The sequence below is a fragment of the Clostridium nigeriense genome, from assembly GCF_900086595.1.
GTDB lineage: Bacteria > Bacillota > Clostridia > Clostridiales > Clostridiaceae > Clostridium > Clostridium nigeriense.
In genome coordinates this window covers 272,194-290,378 of the sequence record NZ_LT575472.1, presented here as the reverse complement: position 1 = coordinate 290,378, position 18,185 = coordinate 272,194, and the positions used below count along the sequence as shown (strand labels likewise).

At 29.2% G+C, this 18,185-nt stretch carries 14 protein-coding genes; 4 read left to right on the top strand and 10 right to left on the bottom strand.

Going from position 1 to position 18,185, the window contains the following annotated elements:
- Positions 1–74 precede the first annotated feature (74 nt).
- On the bottom strand, positions 75–719 hold the full coding sequence (locus BN6774_RS01680) for a pentapeptide repeat-containing protein (protein WP_066889459.1): 645 nt from the start codon (positions 717–719) through the stop codon (positions 75–77).
- A 443-nt stretch (positions 720–1,162) separates the two neighbouring features.
- On the opposite strand from BN6774_RS01680, the gene BN6774_RS01675 reads away from it, so the two are divergent.
- Positions 1,163–3,679, top strand: coding sequence for a glycosyl hydrolase family 18 protein (locus BN6774_RS01675; RefSeq protein WP_066889457.1), 2,517 nt, complete (start codon positions 1,163–1,165; stop codon positions 3,677–3,679).
- Between the two features lie 76 nt (positions 3,680–3,755).
- On the top strand, positions 3,756–6,644 hold the full coding sequence (locus tag BN6774_RS18785; protein ID WP_084766824.1) for a glycosyl hydrolase family 18 protein: 2,889 nt from the start codon (positions 3,756–3,758) through the stop codon (positions 6,642–6,644).
- A gap of 48 nt (positions 6,645–6,692) precedes the next feature.
- Here the strand turns inward: BN6774_RS18785 and baiCD are convergent, their stop codons facing one another.
- Both baiCD and BN6774_RS01660 read right to left on the bottom strand, forming a co-directional pair.
- Positions 6,693–8,630 carry a bile acid Fe-S flavoenzyme BaiCD gene (baiCD, locus tag BN6774_RS01665; RefSeq protein ID WP_066889455.1) on the bottom strand — a complete coding sequence of 646 codons (1,938 nt, stop codon included), beginning with the start codon at positions 8,628–8,630 and terminating at the stop codon, positions 6,693–6,695.
- 160 nt (positions 8,631–8,790) lie between these two features.
- A complete protein-coding gene (locus BN6774_RS01660) occupies positions 8,791–9,372 on the bottom strand; it encodes a TetR/AcrR family transcriptional regulator (protein WP_066889453.1) in 582 nt (193 codons plus the stop codon).
- A 188-nt stretch (positions 9,373–9,560) separates the two neighbouring features.
- Here BN6774_RS01660 and BN6774_RS01655 point away from each other — a divergent pair, with 188 nt between their 5' ends.
- The gene (locus BN6774_RS01655) at positions 9,561–10,247 is read left to right on the top strand and encodes a YjjG family noncanonical pyrimidine nucleotidase (RefSeq protein WP_066889450.1); all 687 of its coding nucleotides are present in this window, start codon (positions 9,561–9,563) and stop codon (positions 10,245–10,247) included.
- Between the two features lie 82 nt (positions 10,248–10,329).
- On the opposite strand, the gene BN6774_RS01650 is transcribed toward BN6774_RS01655, so the two are convergent.
- From BN6774_RS01650 to BN6774_RS01640, 3 genes are read right to left on the bottom strand one after another with little or no spacing between them, the layout of a single operon-like run.
- Positions 10,330–11,109: an accessory Sec system protein Asp2 gene (locus tag BN6774_RS01650; RefSeq protein ID WP_066889448.1), complete on the bottom strand. Its 780-nt coding sequence runs from the start codon at positions 11,107–11,109 to the stop codon at positions 10,330–10,332.
- A gap of 20 nt (positions 11,110–11,129) precedes the next feature.
- Positions 11,130–12,833: an ABC-ATPase domain-containing protein gene (locus BN6774_RS01645; RefSeq protein ID WP_066889446.1), complete on the bottom strand. Its 1,704-nt coding sequence runs from the start codon at positions 12,831–12,833 to the stop codon at positions 11,130–11,132.
- Between the two features lie 12 nt (positions 12,834–12,845).
- Positions 12,846–13,430 (bottom strand): DUF1836 domain-containing protein, encoded by a 585-nt coding sequence (locus tag BN6774_RS01640; RefSeq protein ID WP_066889444.1) that lies wholly within the window; start codon positions 13,428–13,430, stop codon positions 12,846–12,848.
- 210 nt (positions 13,431–13,640) lie between these two features.
- Here BN6774_RS01640 and trhA point away from each other — a divergent pair, with 210 nt between their 5' ends.
- Positions 13,641–14,288 (top strand): PAQR family membrane homeostasis protein TrhA, encoded by a 648-nt coding sequence (gene trhA, locus BN6774_RS01635; RefSeq protein ID WP_066889442.1) that lies wholly within the window; start codon positions 13,641–13,643, stop codon positions 14,286–14,288.
- Between the two features lie 56 nt (positions 14,289–14,344).
- Here the strand turns inward: trhA and BN6774_RS01630 are convergent, their stop codons facing one another.
- The 4 genes from BN6774_RS01630 to BN6774_RS01615 form a co-directional block, all read right to left on the bottom strand.
- A complete protein-coding gene (locus tag BN6774_RS01630; RefSeq protein ID WP_066889440.1) occupies positions 14,345–15,097 on the bottom strand; it encodes a hypothetical protein in 753 nt (250 codons plus the stop codon).
- Entirely contained in the window at positions 15,097–15,972 is an 876-nt protein-coding gene (locus BN6774_RS01625) for an ATP-binding cassette domain-containing protein (RefSeq protein ID WP_066889438.1), read from the bottom strand. The genes BN6774_RS01630 and BN6774_RS01625 overlap by 1 nt, the downstream gene beginning before the upstream one ends.
- A gap of 3 nt (positions 15,973–15,975) precedes the next feature.
- Positions 15,976–16,338, bottom strand: a complete 363-nt coding sequence (locus tag BN6774_RS01620) for a GntR family transcriptional regulator (RefSeq protein WP_066889436.1) — start codon at positions 16,336–16,338, stop codon at positions 15,976–15,978.
- A gap of 165 nt (positions 16,339–16,503) precedes the next feature.
- Positions 16,504–17,814 carry a sodium-dependent transporter gene (locus tag BN6774_RS01615; RefSeq protein ID WP_066889434.1) on the bottom strand — a complete coding sequence of 437 codons (1,311 nt, stop codon included), beginning with the start codon at positions 17,812–17,814 and terminating at the stop codon, positions 16,504–16,506.
- Positions 17,815–18,185: the final 371 nt, after the last annotated feature.

Sequence of the window (18,185 nt, the reverse complement as noted above, 5' to 3'; positions counted from 1 at the left end):
TATATTTAATTTATTTATTTTTAAGAGAAGGACTACCCGTTATTTATGAAAAGCCTTAACCTTTTTCTCACTTATTATTTTATTACTATTTTCATAAGTCTTGTTAAGTCTAATGCTTGCATAGTATTAACCACTACTCCTGATAAATTTTCTATTTCAATATCAATTCCACTAATATTACAAGTAGTTAAATCTATTTTATTTAAGTTGGTTTTATTAAAATAAGCGTTTTCTAGACTAGAGTCATTAAAACTTACTTTATCTAATTTTACTTGTTGAAAGGTTCCATCAGAAAAATTACATTCCTTAATGATAACATTTTTAAACTTTGAATAAGAACAATTAATATATTTTGCAACTGTATTAAAAAATCCAACTTCCTTTAGGTTACATTCATCAAACTTAGCTCCAAGTAACTTGCAATTTTTAAATTCTACTCTATGGATACTTCCACCACCAAAATCAATATTAGATAAATCACAATTTTCAAATACCGTATCTAATAAATCTACGCTATGTAGTGAGCATTCATTAAAAATAACATTTTTAAATATACAGGAATCAATTGTAAGCCCTTTTTCATATATATTATCTATCTCAATATCTTCAACTATACTATTTTGTATTTTACCCAAATCCCTAATTTCCTCATTTATATTATTTATTTTTATAAGTTCTTCTATAAACTTAGGCCTCTGTATTTTATAATTTTTTATCATAAATCCTCCTCAAACCCTTCTTTAAAATATAATATATTTATTATAAGATAAAATACGATTATTTTTATATATATTTTTAATTATTTATATAGAGAGAATAAAATTATTTTTAAATTTTCAGAATATTCTATTGATATATTCATATTTATAATTTATATTAAAAATAGGATGAATTTTAATTTATCCTTAAGGAGGTGATTTAATAAATATTCATTAACACTATCTATAAGATAAATTCCTTAAGTTACTTTTCTATAAATCTTAATTAACATTTCATAAAAATTACCTAATTATCCTATAATACTTCGCATAAAATTTAATCTATATATTAGGGAGATATAATGCACACTCTGAAAAGGTATTCATATGGAATATAATATGTATTTTATATGAGTATTATATAAAATAAATAATATTAAATTTTTAATGAAGGAGTGAATTTAATGTTAAGACAAGTGATTAGTAAAAAAGCAAAACCCCTAATCGCATTTTCTGCTATTGCTGCGTTATTAGTAACTGGTATTGGGCCAATTAGAGCAAATGCTCAAGTTTCAAGTAACACAACTTTAACAACTACTGAACAATCCACTCAAAAGTATCGTAACGTAATGTACTATGGTGATTGGTCTATTTGGGGAGGACAAGGTAACTTCTACCCTAAAGACATACCTGCAGATCAATTAACTCACTTAAACTTTGCCTTTGTAGATTTTGATGCTCAAGGTGTTTTAAAATACACAGACAAAGATGCAGCCACTGGACATCCTCTTGGAAATGCAGGAGTAACTTATGGTGATGTAAATGGCGGAATTCTTAATGCATTCCAAGTTTTAAAGAGTGAAAATCCTAATTTAAAAATCGGAGTTTCCCTTGGCGGTTGGTCAAAATCAGGAGATTTCTCAACTATAGCAGCCACCCCAACTATTAGAGCTAATTTTGTAAAAAATGTTATGGCTTTCATCAAATATACTAATATGGACTTTGTAGACATAGACTGGGAATATCCTGCAAGTCGTAGAGATCCAGATAAAGTCGACAATACAAACGATGAAGGTACACCAAATGCTACTCCTGCTGATAAAGATAACTTTATAACTTTACTTCAAGACTTAAAGAATGCATTGAATAAACAAGGTGCAGAACTTGGAAAGACTTATGAGCTTTCAGTTGCTATACCTGCTGGAAAGGCAAAAGTTGATGAAGGAATTGATGTTGCTAAATTATTTAATATTGTAGACTATGCTAATATCATGACTTATGACATGTCTGGTGCTTGGGATACAATTAGTGGCCATCAAACAGCTCTTTACACTAATCCAAATTCACCATATAAAGGAGCTTGCTTATCTGTAGATGAAAGTGTTAACTATTATATTTCACAAGGTGCTAAACCTGAAAAAATAGTTATAGGGGCAGCTTACTATACTCGTGGTTGGGAAAAAGTTAGTAATAACGGTCCTGATAAAAACAACCCAGGTTTATTTGGAACAGCTGCAGCTGTAAATAAAGATGCAGACTTAACTCCAACTCCAGGAGCTCTTAATGAAGCTGGAATTAAAAACGGAGAAGGTGGACGTGCTGGTGGAGTATGGTCATACAATGCCCTTTCTCAATTAAAGGCAAAATATACTGGACTAAAAGAATATTGGGATGATAGTGCTAAAGCACCTTATTTATACAATGAAACCACTGGTGCATTCTTCACTTACGATAACGCCAGATCTATTCAAGAAAAAGCTAAGTATGTTAAAGAGCATAATTTAGGTGGAATAATCGCTTGGATGGCTTCCCAAGATGCTAAAACTACTTCAACTAAACGTGATGAACTTACAAAGGTTACCAAAGAAGCTCTATTTGGTTCATCTAGTCTAGACAACTATACCGTTGTTTATAATAAGCTTAATGTAACCTCTAAAGTAACAACTAGTAAACCTGCATGGGGAACTGGTAGTACAATAACTTTAAGCTTTACAAACAATGAAAAGTTAAGTGAATCTGGTGAAGTTCTTTCTACCGTTGAAGCAGCTGCTAAAACATTAAAGAATATAAAACTCTATATTAAGACTAGTGGCATTACTATAACTGGTGCCCAATATCCAAGTCCTACAATTAAACAAGAAAACGGATACTACGTTCTTGACTTCTCTGGCTCATATGATGGCAAACTTATTAAACCTGGTCAAACTATGACCTTTGATTTAAATATAGCAGAAGACATAAATAACTTAAATGGACTATTAAGTATAGAACTAGCTCAAAGAATGTATTCAACTTCACCAGAAATGGGAAGACAAGTTATTTATGGTAGTACAACTACTCCGGATAATACAGCTCCTGTTATAAACGGAGTTACTAATAAACAGATTTACGTTGGAGATACCTTTAACACTTTAACTGGAGTTACTGCTTCTGATAAGGAAGATGGAGATTTAACTAGTAAGATTTCTGTTACTGGTTCTGTTGATACTTCTAAAGCTGGAACTTACAACTTAACTTATTCAGTTACCGATAGCAAAGGTTTAACTACTACTGCAACAGCTATTATAACTGTTGCAGAAAAAACTTCAATAAATACAGCTCCTGTAATTTCTGGTGTTGCTAATAAGCAAATTAACATTGGTACTGCTTTTAATCCTTTAACTGGAGTAACTGCTTCTGATAAAGAAGATGGAGACTTAACTAGTAAAATTACTGTTACTGGTTCTGTTGATACTTCTAAAGTTGGGACATATAACTTAACTTACTCAGTTACTGATAGCAAAGGCCTAACTACTACAGCTAAATCAACTATTACAGTAGTTGATAATACTATTCCTGAAATACCTGCTTATAGTCCTACTAAGATCTATGTTGGCGGAGATGTAGTAATGTACAACGGTGTTAAATACAGAGCTAAATGGTGGACTCAAGGAGAAACTCCTGGTGCAGCTGAATGGGGACCTTGGGAAAAAATCAGCTAAATTTTAAAAACTTAATAATACAGGTAGCTAATATTAGCTACCTGTACAATAAAAATATTTTGTATGGGGGTAAAACATGAAAAAGGTTAAATTTAAAAAAATATTAACTGGTGTAACTCTTTCATTATTTACACTATTTAATTTATCAATACAACCTAAAGCAGAAGTTACAAATAATAACCTAACTTCAACATTATCAGACACATCTACTGATTTAAGTAGAAAAGTAATCGGATATTTTCCTGAATGGGCATATAAAAACGAAGTTCAAGGCTATTTTGACGCAGCTGACTTACAATGGGAATCTTTAACTCATATTCAATATTCCTTTGCTATGATAGATCCTGCTACTAACAAAATAGCCCTTGGCGACAAGTATGCTGCTATTGAAGAAACCTTTGAAAATCATCCTTTAAGTCACAATGGTAAAGAAGTTACCTTAGATCCTACTCTGCCTTATAAAGGACATTTCAATGTTCTTCAAACTATGAAAAAACAATATCCTAATGTAAAATTATTAATATCTGTTGGCGGATGGGCTGGCAGTAGAGGATTCTACACTATGTTAGATACCGATGCAGGAATAAACACTTTTGCGGATTCCTGTGTTGATTTTATAAGAAAATATAATTTTGATGGAGTAGATATAGATTTTGAATACCCATCAGCTACCTCCACTTCTGGTAATCCTGATGATAAGGACTTATCAGAACCAAGAAGATCTAAATTGAATGAAAGATATAACTTAATGATGAAGACTTTAAGAGAAAAACTTGATGCTGCTGGAAATCAAGATGGAAAGCACTATATAGAAAGTGCTGCTGTAACAGCTTCATCCTGGGTACTTGGCGGAATGAGTGATAACTCTTATGCTCAATACCTAGACTTCCTTAGCGTAATGTCATATGATTTCCATGGTGGATGGAACGAATTCGTTGAAAACTTGGCTAATATATATCCTGACCCTACTGATAGGGAAACTATAAACATGGCTATGCCTACTTTAAATATGGATTGGGCTTATAGATATTATAGAGGTATACTACCTCCTGAAAAAATAATAATGGGAATTCCTTATTATACAAGAGGATGGGAAAATGTTCAGGGTGGTACTAATGGATTGCACGGCTCAAGTAAAACACCAGCTAGCGGAATTTATAATATTTGGGGAGACGATGATAATAAGGATGGCGTATTAGACCCTGCTGGCGCAAATCCTCTATGGCATATTTTAAATTTAGCGGAAACTGATCCTAACTTAAAAATCTACTTTGACGAAGTTGGCGGAGTTCCGTACGTTTGGCAAAATGAAAAAAAGGTATTCTTATCTTTTGAGAATGAAAAATCTATTGATAAGAGAATTGAATATATTAAAAATAAAAATTTAGGCGGAGCATTAATTTGGGTAATGAATGGAGATTATGGTTTAAATCCTAATTACAAACCAGGCTCAACTAATGTTAACGAAGGGAAATATACTTTTGGAGATACTTTAACTAAAAGATTAAAATCTGGTCTTGACGCTTTAGGTAATTGTAAAGTAACTGATGATTCAATTAAAGGACTTACTCAAACTGATGTAGATGTTGTATTTAGTGGAAAATACGATCATCCAAATTACACTTATGATATTAAAGTAACAAACAAAACTGACAAAGCTATTGATACTGGATGGAAGGTAAGCTTTGATTTACCTAAATCAGCAATATTCGGACAACCTCAAGGTGGAAGTTCAACTATTGAAGACATAGGTGATTTTAATAGAGTTACCATAACCTCCTCTGGATGGCAAAAGCTTGGTGTTGGAGAGTCTGCTTCTCTAGCTGGATCAATAAAGTTATGCTTTGGTGGAGTTAGGAATCTAACCTTTAATGGAATGAGACCTGGAAACGTACCTGTAAATGGAAACTATGCTCCTACACTTTCTGGAATTAATAATACATCATTGACTATTGGAGGAAAATTTGATCCTTTAGCTGGTGTTAGTGCCTCAGATAAGGAAGATGGTAATTTAACTAGTAAAATTGTTGTTTCTGGGACTGTAAACACTGCTAAAACTGGTGATTACACTCTAAAATATACTGTAACAGATAGCAAGGGATTATCTACAACTAAGGAAAGAATAGTAACTGTTCTTAGAGTTTTAGAAGCTGGTCAACAATTCTATGATCCAAGTAAAACTTACAAATACGGTGATCAAGTAGTTTATAAGGATGCTCTTTATGAATGTACATCTTGGTATATTCCACCTACAGACGATGGATCACCTAATAATACAAAGTATTGGAAATTGGTAAAAGTTCTACCAGATCAATCTACTCCTACTGATAATACAGCACCTGTTATTAATGGAGTTACTAATAAACAAATTGCAATGGGTGACGCTTTTAATCCTTTAGCCGGAATTACTGCTTCTGATAAGGAAGATGGTGATTTAACTAGTAAAATTGTTGTTTCAGGTACCGTTGATACTTCTAAAGCTGGTGTTTATAATTTAACCTACTCTGTAACTGATAGTAAAGGACTTAAAACTGAAGCCATAGCTACAATAACTGTTGTAGAAAAAACAGAAACTAATACAGCACCAGTATTGACTGGAGTTTCAAATAAACAAATCACTCTTGGTACTTCATTTAATCCTTTAAGTGGTGTAACTGCTTCTGATAAAGAAGATGGTGACTTAACTAGTAAAATTGTTGTTTCAGGTACTGTTGATACTTCTAAGGTAGGTTCTTATGAATTAACCTATTCAGTTACTGATAGTAAAGGATTAGTTGCTACTGCTAAATCAACTATTACAGTTGTTGATAACTCCGACCCAGAAATTTCAACTTATAGCCCTACTAAGGTTTATGTTGGAGGAGATATAGTAATTTACAACGGTGTTAAATACAAAGCTAAATGGTGGACTCAAGGAGAAACTCCTGGTGCAAGCCAATGGGGTGCTTGGGAAAAAATTAGTTGATTAGAATATAAAAATGGAGCTGTTTTAAAACAGCTCCTTCTTTTTATATTAAATTTCCCTTGCTACTTTTACTGCTTCTTCAATACAATTTAATGCTCTACGTGCTCTAACTGCATCTCCAATTATATGATATGATATATTGTTTTCTTTACAATAATCAGTAAGATTACTAAAATCACGAGATCTTGCTCCTATTGCAACTACAACAGAATCACAAGGAACCTCTTCAATATCTCCATTTCTATCTATTACTATTGATTTATCTTTTATTTCAATACATTTAGCTTCTGTTATAGTTTTTATGCTTTCATGATATAAGTTTTCCATAACGCAAACTTTTCTTAACTGCCCTAGATCCTTTGCTACTTCATTTAACATTTCCACTACAGTTATCTTATTTACAGTTCCTGATAAATACTCGGCAACTTCTAGCCCAACTAATCCTCCACCTATAACAACAACTTCACCAGTTGCCATTGAATTTCCTGCCAGTATATCATGAGAATTAGTTACATGCTCTAAGTTTGCTCCCGGAACATTCAACTTCATAGGTTCTGCTCCAGCTGCTATTATTATTTCATCTGGATTTATATCTTTAATAACCTCAGGAGTAACAGGAGTTGAAAGTCTTACATCTACTTCCTTTCTCTTAGCCATTTCACCCATTGCTATAGCTGCATCTTTCATTTCACCTTTTCTTGGTGCTGCTCCAGCTAAAACAAATTGTCCACCTAATGTTTCAGATGCTTCACATAATATTGGATTATGCCCCCTATCTTTTAACTCCATAGCAGCTTGAAGTCCTGCAACTCCCCCACCAACTATTAATACTTTCTTAGGATTATTTGTTTTTTCTAAAGTAAACTCTGCTTCTCTTCCTAATGCTGGATTTCTTAAACAAGTTATAAATGGTACTTCCGGTGATGCAAATCCATCATAACATCCTTGATTACAACCAACACAACGTATTATATCTTCAACTTTTCCATTCATTGATTTATTACAAAACTCTGGATCAGCCAATTGTGCTCTACCTATAACTACCATATCTGCTTTTCCATCTTTTATTATTTCATCTGCTTGCTCTGGATCATTTATTCTTCCAACAGCAACAGTTAACATTCCTGTTTCTTTTCTAATTCTAGATGCATTATCTACGTTAAATCCTCTTGGTAAATCTACTGGAGGAACTTCATATTTTATTGCTGCACTTGAGAAATTTCCACGAGATACATCTAATGCATCAACTCCAGCTTCCTTAGCCCATTTACAAAATTGAATAGTATCTTCTATTGTAAGACCATCTTCTAAATAATCATCATGAGCATCTATTCTCATAAATAGAGGCATGTCCTCTGGAATGTTCGCCCTAATTGATCTTATACATTCTAATAAAAATCTTGCACGGTTTTCTAAACTTCCACCATACTCATCAGTTCTCTTATTAAAAGCCTTACTTAAAAATGAATGAGGTGTATAGTTATGCCCTGCATGAAATTCTAAAGCATCAAAACCAGCTTCAACTGCACGTCTAGCTGCATCTCCAAAAGCCTGAATACATTCATCAATAATTTCCTTTGTAGCTGCTTTTATAACATAATTTTCTTGAAGCTTAAGATCACTTGGTGTTACTACCATTGCTGTTGGATCTCCAAATAATACTGCTGATCCCCCAAGCCATAATTGAACTCCAGCCATTGCTCCTGCTTTATGAATTGCATCCGTTAATTTCTTTAGACCTGGTATAAACTTATCATCTGAAATTGCTAAAAAAGTCTTAGGTGAAGCTTTGTCATAAACTGAACAAACTTCTGTGAAATTTAAGCCATTTCCACCAATAGCTCTTGCTACATGGTAATTGATAAGTTGATCAGTTACCATTTTATCCTCTCCAACCATTTTAGTTCCCATAGCGGGGAAAATAACCCTGTTTTTCATTTCCATTCCTCTAATTTTAATAGGACTAAAAACATTCTCAAAAGCCATTTTAAATACCTCCAAAATTACAATCTTTATTTTTTACCTCAAATTAATTATATTTCTTTGTTAAAAATAAATCAATATGTTTAAAACAAATTGTTTTAATTTTAACAAAAAAATAAAAAAATGCTCCTTATTTTTAATTTCAGAGCATTTTCTATGTCATTTATTTTTCTTTTAATAATCTTATTAAGCTTATTATATATTTTTTTCTTTTTTCTTTATTCTTTATAATATCATTTTCAAAAATAAACTCTTCATTTGCTGTTGGATATGTAATAGAAGAAATAAAAATCATTTTTTTATATATATATTCTTCATCATTACTATTTATAACTTTTTTTAAAATAATATCTAATTGCTTATTTTTAGCTTTTAAATTTTCAATTATTTTTATATCTATATCATCTTTTTCCTTTGATGTTAATGCTTCTTTGGTCATTATTAATACTCCTGGATATCTTAAGGAGTATTCTATAATTTCATTTGCACATTCAATTACTTTTTCTTCATCACTTAAATCATTCTTGTATAATGCTGCATATGCTTGAGATATATTTTCTAAGTAAAACTCCTTTACATATTTAAGCATTTTATCTTTACTACCAAAATAATAATTTATTGCACTAACATTAACCTCTGCTTCTCTAACTATAGTTCTAATTGGTACATTAGTAGTTCCGTTTTTCCCAAATAAGTACAAAGCCCTATCTAAGATCTTTTCTTCTATCCCCTTCAATTCTCTCATTATTTCACCCCTAGAGTTCAAATTAATATTATTATATCAATAAATCATTATACATCAAAACTCCATTATATTTCTTCTAAAATAAATAATTTGTGACTATATTTACTAATTAATTTAATGATTTTATAGATTTTAACTCTTTAATAATATAATATTTATATATAAGAATACAATTATGGAGGTTATATATGAAGTACGAAGTTTTATTATTTGATGCAGATGAGACACTATTTGATTTCAAGAAATCTGAAAGGCAAGCCTTTGAAAATAGTATTCGCGAATTTAATATGGATTATGATGAAAATTACCATTTAAAAATTTACGAGGAAATTAATACAGGTATTTGGTTAGAGTTTGAAAAAGGTCTAATAACACAAGAAAAGTTAAAGGTAGAAAGGTTCAGAAGATTATCTGAAAAATTAAATGTATCTTTTGATCCAAAGGAGTTTGCTAAATCATATATGAAACATTTAGCTAATGCTTCATTTTTATATGAAGACAGCTTTGAATTAATTAAAAATTTAAGCCAAAATTATAGATTAGCTATAATTACTAATGGTCTTACAGATGTTCAATCTAAAAGAATAGGACAATCTGTAATTGCTAAATATTTTGAAACAATAGTTATATCTGAAGAAGTAAAAGCATCAAAACCTAATCCTGAAATATTTGAAATTGCTTTATCAAATTTAAACTATAGCGATAAAAGCAAAATTTTAATGATTGGTGATAGCTTAAGCTCTGATATTAAAGGTGGAATTAATTTTGGCATAGATACTTGTTGGACAAACTTTAAAAACCTTGAAAATTCAACTACATTAAAGCCTACATATGAAATTTCAACTTTAATGGATTTACTTAAAATTTTAAATTAATATAATTTAAAACTTAAGGTAGTATTTTAACTTCGAAATACTACCTTTATCTAATATATTATATTCTTATTGTAAAAAATCCCTATTTTAATATCAGTCTTATACTATTTTTTATATACTGTGGAAAATATAAAGTTAATTCCGAATGGCTGCTATATTTTTTCTCATCCTTATACATCCTTATTCCTAATTCATTTATTTCATATAACAATGGTCTTATATCTGACTCGTAAGTTTCTTCTTCTGTTGAATAGTGAATATATATTGAGTTGTTATTTTCTTTGTTTAAGTTTAATTTATTCTTCATTAAACTATTTAATTTTTCTATTGAACTACTGCTACAATCCCCCATAATATACTTCATAATATTTTGGTGGTTAGGAAGATTTAGATAATCTCCAAGATTATATTGCGGAGCACCCACAATTATATTAGCATTTTTTCTTTCTATTCCAAAATATAATGCAGAGTATCCACCCTTGCTTGATCCAATATAAATTTCATTTTTAGGTTTTACTTCTTCAACTATCTTATTTATTAAAGTTCTTACATCTTCCTCAATTTTAAAATCCTTATCTTTTCCTAGGTAATAAGCTCCTCTTCCATCAAAACCAAAATCATCTAATATAAACAACTTATTGCACTTAAATTCCTCTAAAGTTCTTATATAATTGTATCTAGCCTTTTGTCCTATCTTTGTACAAGCTGAAAATACTATTAATAAATCCTTTGATTTATTATTTTTTTCTAATAAGTAATTAATGTTATATTTCTTTCCTACATAAGTCTTCTGCTTAAATTTCATTAAGTATTTTGTTTTTAATAAATCTATTGCTTTATTAAGCTTATTTATTATCCCCATATAACTATCCCCTTTTATACTTATTTGATTTTTAACCTTCTATATCTATTATAAGTTGCCATAACCTCTTGAATCCTAGGAAATGACATACTACCATAGCCACCTTTTGTGCTATCTATAGAAATCAATCCTTTTTTCTTTATTTCTTTATAAGCTTCATTTACAGCTTCCTCTAAAGATAGATTTTTAATCATTAGATTATCTTCTATCCATTTCATAATTGATCCAATGGCATTTAATTGCTCATTATCTACTATTTGTTCTACAGCTCTTAAGTCAATATTTTCATTATTAATACTTATGTTGCTTAAACCCATAGTTTTTATTTTTACACCCTTATAAGTACTTTCTATAGTTCCTTTTTGAAGCTTTCTATTAAAATTTAAGCTTATATTAATATCTTTTTCTTCAATTCTTTTATTTATTTCTCCTCTCATAAGAGATTTTGCTTCCTTTGTAACATCTTTTGCTTCATAATTATCCATTTGAATAACACAATCAGCTACATCAAAATAATCTCCTGAGCTCCCTATAACTAATATTGTTGAAATATTCTTTTGTTTGTATAAAGGATTAACTATTTCAATGAATGGAGTTATTGGTTCCTTTTCTTTAGAAACTAGTCTTTGCATTAAATCATCTCTAATCATAAAATTAGTTGCTGAAGTATCTTCATCTATAAGTAAAACTTCTGATTTTGATTCAATTGCTTCTACTATATTAGCTGCTTGTGATGTACTTCCACTAGCATTTTCTGTAGTAAATCTTATTGTATCTTTTCCATTTGGAAGATTATCTATAAATAATGATATATCAGTATTTTTAATACTTCTTCCATCCTCTGCCCTTACTTTAACCGCTGTATTATCTATAATAACAAATTCTCTTCCATCACCTTCAATGTGATTATATATTCCAAGCTCTAAAGCATTTAAAAGTGTTGATTTACCATGATATCCTCCACCAACTATTAAAGTAATTCCTTTTTTAATTCCCATTCCTTTAATTAATCCTTTGTTAGGTAGATTAATTTCTACTTCTAAGGATTTAGGTGACTTAAATGGCATAGCATCTTTTAATGGCTTTTCTGAAACTCCACTTTCTCTTGGTAATATTGAATCATTCGCTACGAAAGCAATTAAGCCTTTATTTTTAAGTTCATTTCTTATATATTCTTGATCTTCAACTAATTTAACTCTATTTATTAATTTAGAACTATTAATATTATTGTAAACTAAGGTATTTAAAACTATGTTTGGTATAACATTATATAGTATCTTTTCTAGTTCCTTTGCTAATACAGACCTCCCCTTAGCTGGAAATCCAACATAAAACCTAGCTTCTATATTATACTTATTTATTACAACTGATGTTCTTTCTAATATTTCTTGTGGGCATCTACTTATAGATATTAACCCACTCTTTCCTGAGCCAAATATTTTCTCACTAAATTTATTTATATTAAAGTAAAACAATCTAGTTAAAAAATCACAAACTGCAACTTTTTTATAACCTTTATCTATTAGTTCTTCTGGAAATTTAGCCTTATCTTTATTTATAATAACTCTTAATCTTGATGGAGAAGCAAATGGATCTCCTTGGACATGATCAATACTTAAAACATAATCATTAAAATCATATTGACCTTGCAAATCTTTATAAGACTTATATCCCTTTCCATCTATTTTTTGAAGTTCATTTTTTAAATTTATAGAATTCTTCATATAAATACCTCTTTATAGCTTATTAAAATACTCGTCTATTAGCTTTTCTCCCATTCTCCTATACATATTGCTCATATTAATAAAAGAGCTAAGTAATAAGAAATTCTTTTGAAATTCCTCATCACCTTCAATTTTTTCATTTAACACCACATTTTCTATATTGTTAAACTTTTTCTCTATAGTCTTTTTTACATCATCTAAATCTTCATTATATTGATTTAAATATAAACTATATAAGTCTCTAATTGGATACTCTTCTCCATCTTCAAAAGTTTTAACTATCTTATTTAATGAGCTTTTTATATCTCCAATTGATAAACCACCTTTTAAATTATAAATAAGGCTCATTAATATTAAATGCTCTTTACTATACTTCTTATTTTTTATAGACATTAATAATTTTCCCTTAGCATAGTTATTTACCATTGTTTTTGTTAATGCCTTATCTTCTTCATTTCTTTTTGAATCATTAAACTTACTATCAAACAATTGCGTAACTTGATCCATATATAAATCCAATTCTGGTATTTCTTCTAATTTTAATTGATTTTGTAAATTCAATTCTTTAAATTTTTCTATTAATTCATTTTTATCCATAGCTTCCTCCATGTAGTTTTATAAACTACTTATTAATATATCTGTATTTAAATATACTAGTAATTATTAGATATTTCAAGAAATATAATTAAATATATTATTTTTTCTAAAAATTTAAGCTTTTTTAGACTTTGACTTTAATTTTTTATTTATTTAATATATAAATAACAATACATAGTTTTTAAAACTATATGTAAAGGGGTGTTTATTTTGGAAAAATACTTTAGAGAACCTATAAATAGTCTAACTCATTTAGTTGGCGCTATTCTTTCACTTTTTGCTTTAATTGCAATGTTAACAAAAGTTATAATAACAAATCCATCTGCTGTATCAATTACTTCCGTAGTAATATTCGGTATTAGCTTAATACTACTATATACTGTTTCAGCAACTTATCATGGAGTAATAACTAGTGATAAAATAATTTTTAGACTTAGAAAATTAGATCATTCTATGATCTTTATATTAATAGCAGGCTCATATGCGCCATTTTGTTTAATTGCTCTTGGAGGATCTAAGGGAACTGTATTCTTTGCAACTATAGCTTCTATTGCAATAGCTGGAATATTATTTAGAATGCTTTGGTTTAATTGTCCAAGATGGCTTCAAACAGCTCTTTATATCGGACTTGGCTGGGCTGCTATCTTTATGCTTAAACCCTTATCACAAGCTTTAAGTCCTATTAGCTTAGCTTTGTTAGTTTTAGGAGGAGTCCTTTATACTGTAGGAGGAGTTATTTATGGTATTAAGCCTAAAAAGCTTCAACTTGGTAAGTTTGGCTTCCATGAAATATTTCACATATTTATTATCCTAGGAAGCTTATGTCACTTTATTTGTGTATTCACATATGTAATATAGATATTTAAAGGCTGTATTAGGTAGAATTAATTCTATCTAATACAGCCTTATTTAAATTATACTTGCTTTATTATAGCCTTTCTAGTTAATAGTCTTGATATAACAATTAAAATGATATATAAAACAACACATGTTAATACAGCCATGTAGGAATTTTGACTATCCCACCCAAACATAGTATTAATAATAATATTTATTTTATTAATTAAACTTGGATAAGCCACTCCAATTATATTTAATATCATAATTAATACTACAGGTAATACTGATACAACTACCTTCATTAAGCTATTACATTTATAATAGATTATTGTCACTAAAAACCCTAATGAGAAAAATACTAAATAAACAGCAATTTGAAATATAAATGTGTTAAATAAAGTTTCTATACTATTACTTTGAACCCAATTAGTATTTAGAAACCACTTTTCACCTCTTAAACTAGTATAAATCATATCATAATTAGTTGGTGAAACTATAAAAATATTATAAATACGATTAATTACTATGTCTATAACAGACATAATTGAGACAATTGGTATCATAGATGCCGCTGTTCCATATAAAAATTCTTTTCTTGTAACATTATTACTTTTCATAAAATAGAAATTTTCCTTAAAGAAATTTAACCCAGCAACAAATATAAATATTACTGATGACATTTCTAAACCAGAAGAAGATATACTTCCATCACTGTTTTTCGCAAGCAATACCAAACTTATGCATACAGTAATAAAAATTGCATAATAAATTGCTAATCCACTTTTAATACTACTAAGATTATATTTTACTATAGATTTTAGCCTCATTACTTAACTTCCTCCCTTCCAGTTAAATGAATAAACAGCTTTTGTAGTTCAACATTAGAGGTTTTTAAAGATAATTTATTTAATTCTTCTTTATTTACTTCATTTAATTTTCCAATAATTGTTGCTGATTTGAATCCTGCTATAGCCTCTACATTAATGCATTTCTTATTTTCTATATACCTTTCAACATTTTCTGAAGCTCCAGATACTATATACGCTTCGCCCAGTAATCTTTCAACTTCCTTATCACCTAATACCTTTCCATCTTTAATTATTACAACCTTTTCTAAAATTTCTGAAACTTCCTCTATTATATGAGTTGATAAAATTATGGTTTTAGGCTTATCTATATAATTAGCAACTAACTCTTTATAAAATAAATCTCTATGATTTGCATCTAATCCTAATACTGGCTCATCAAAAAGTAATACTTCAGCTCCCGATGCTAGTGTAACTATTATTTTAAATATAGATGAATAACCCGTAGAAAGTTCTTTAAATTTTTTATTTATATTAAGTCCAAATTTTTCACTTAAAATTAAAGCATAATCAATGTCAAAATCCTCGTAAAACTCTTTTGTCCATTTATATAAGCTTTTAATTTTCATTCCCTCTGGGTATAAATCTTGCTCAGTCATAAAATACACTTTACTTATTGCCTTATTGTTCTCTACTACACTTTCTCCATCTATTGTAATATTACCTTCAGTTGGAAATATTCTATTAGTAATAAGATTTAGAAGAGTTGTTTTTCCAGCCCCGTTCCTTCCTAGTAATCCATATATCTTATTTTCTTCGATAGTTAACGTAACATTATCTAATACTCTACATTTACCATAGTCCTTAGATAAATTAGATATTTTTATTACGGCCATTACCTACGCCCCCCTTTTAATCATTTCTATAATATCATCAGTAGAAATATTAAGCTTTCTTGCTTCTTCAATTAAAGAAACAATATAATTAGAATAAAAGCTATCCTTCCTCTTTTGTACTAATACTTTTTTACTCCCACTTGAAACAAACATTCCAACACCCCTTCTCTTATAAATAATTCCTTCATCTACTAATAAATTAAATCCTTTTGCCACAGTTGCTGGATTAATTTTAAATTTAACCGATATTTCTGTAGTAGATGGTATTGATTCATCTTCTTTAAAAATTCCATTTAAAATACCATCTTCTATTGATTGAGCTATTTGAATATATATTGGAATTTCACTTGAAAAATCTAAGTTCATAGCTACCTCCTCCTGACTTATACTATAATATATGTCCCTTCTGTTATTTGGTTCATTACTTATGTAATTAACTATATATCTTTTAATCCATCTTGTCAATATGTTCCAAATATTTTTTATAAAAAAAGATGATGCTAAAAACATCATCTCATTTATCAATAAATTTTATATTCCACCATAAATAATTCCTAAAATAATAACTAGGACAGTTACTATTGTAAATCCATATTTTGCAGCTATTATAAATTTATTTCCTACTTTCTTTTTTGCTCCCATATTGATTTCATTTAAAATTTCATTCTTATCTCTCATAAAGTAAAATACAACAAGAACTATTAATGCTCCTAAAGGCGATACAACTATTGTAATAAAGTCAGAAAAACTATTAAATAAATTCATATTTAAATTTAGTGGTATAGATAAAACAAATAAACCTACAGCAATTAATATAGTTGCCTTTTTTCTGCTTAATTTACTTTGAGACATTAGGGCCTCTACTGGTCCTTCAAGCATGTTAATTGATGAACTTATAGCTGCAAAAATTACGCTTAAGAAAAATAGTATTGCTATTAATCCACCTGCTGGCATTGATTTAAATATAGTTGGTAAAGTAATAAATAATAATGGCGGACCTGACATTGGATCTAGTCCAAAAGCAAATACTGCTGGCATTATTACAAAAGCTGCTAGTAAAGCTGATATAACATCAAAAATAGCTGTGCTCACAGCTGCCTTAGGTATATCCATATCCTTTCCTATATAGCTACCATAAACAACCATACCACACCCATTTAAGGAAACAGTAAAAAATGCTTGTCCAAGAGCCATTACCCAAGTATTTACCTTAAATAGGTATTCCCATTTTGGAGTTAACAAGTATTTAACTCCATCTATTGATCCTGGTAAACTTAAGGATCTTATTGCTAATAATATAAAAATTATAAATAATATTGGCATTATTATCTTATTAGCTTTTTCTATTCCCTTATTTATCCCTATAACAACAATTATTAAGGCTACAAATATTGCTATTGCATTCCATATTATTGTTTCATTACTTCCAGAAAAATTATTAAAGTAAGAATTAACATCTATATTCTTCATTTCTCCAGTTACACTTATAGTAAAGTACTTTATTATCCATCCTACTACTACGTTATAAAACATAAAAACTCCTGCTAACCCTATTGCTGGTATAGCACCTACTAATAAGCCACCTTTAAGTTTCTTTCTTTTAAAAGAATTTTTTATTCCCGTTAATGATCCAGCCTCAAAGGTTCTACCAAAAGTAAACTCTGTAATAAGACCTATATATCCTAAAGCCAAAACAAATATAAAGTATGGAATTAAGAATACTGCACCTCCATTTTGTCCTAACCTGTAAGGGAACATCCATATATTCCCCAATCCTACTGCTGCTCCTATGCAAGATATAATGAATCCTGCACTACTTGCAAAGTTTTCTCTTTTCTTCATAACCTACTCTCCTTCATATGTATATATAAAATAATAAAACCACATAGGCTTTCCTATGTGGCTATATACTAAATAAAAAATACCACATAGTTATTCTACGTGGTTAATTAGCTTAACTGTTTTTGGCATTGCTAATAATCATAACCATCATAGATACAAACCTTAATTTTGCTGAAAGCTTGTACCTATAATAAATTTATTATAAATACAAGTTTATCTATAATAGCTATAATAATAACTTTTATTAACTTTTTTATTACTTAAGTTAATTAATTCTGCCATTTCTATACTCCTAATACTACATTTGAATAAATATTAACATCTACCTTTTTAAATGTCAAATCCTAAAAAACATGGAAAAATAAATAATT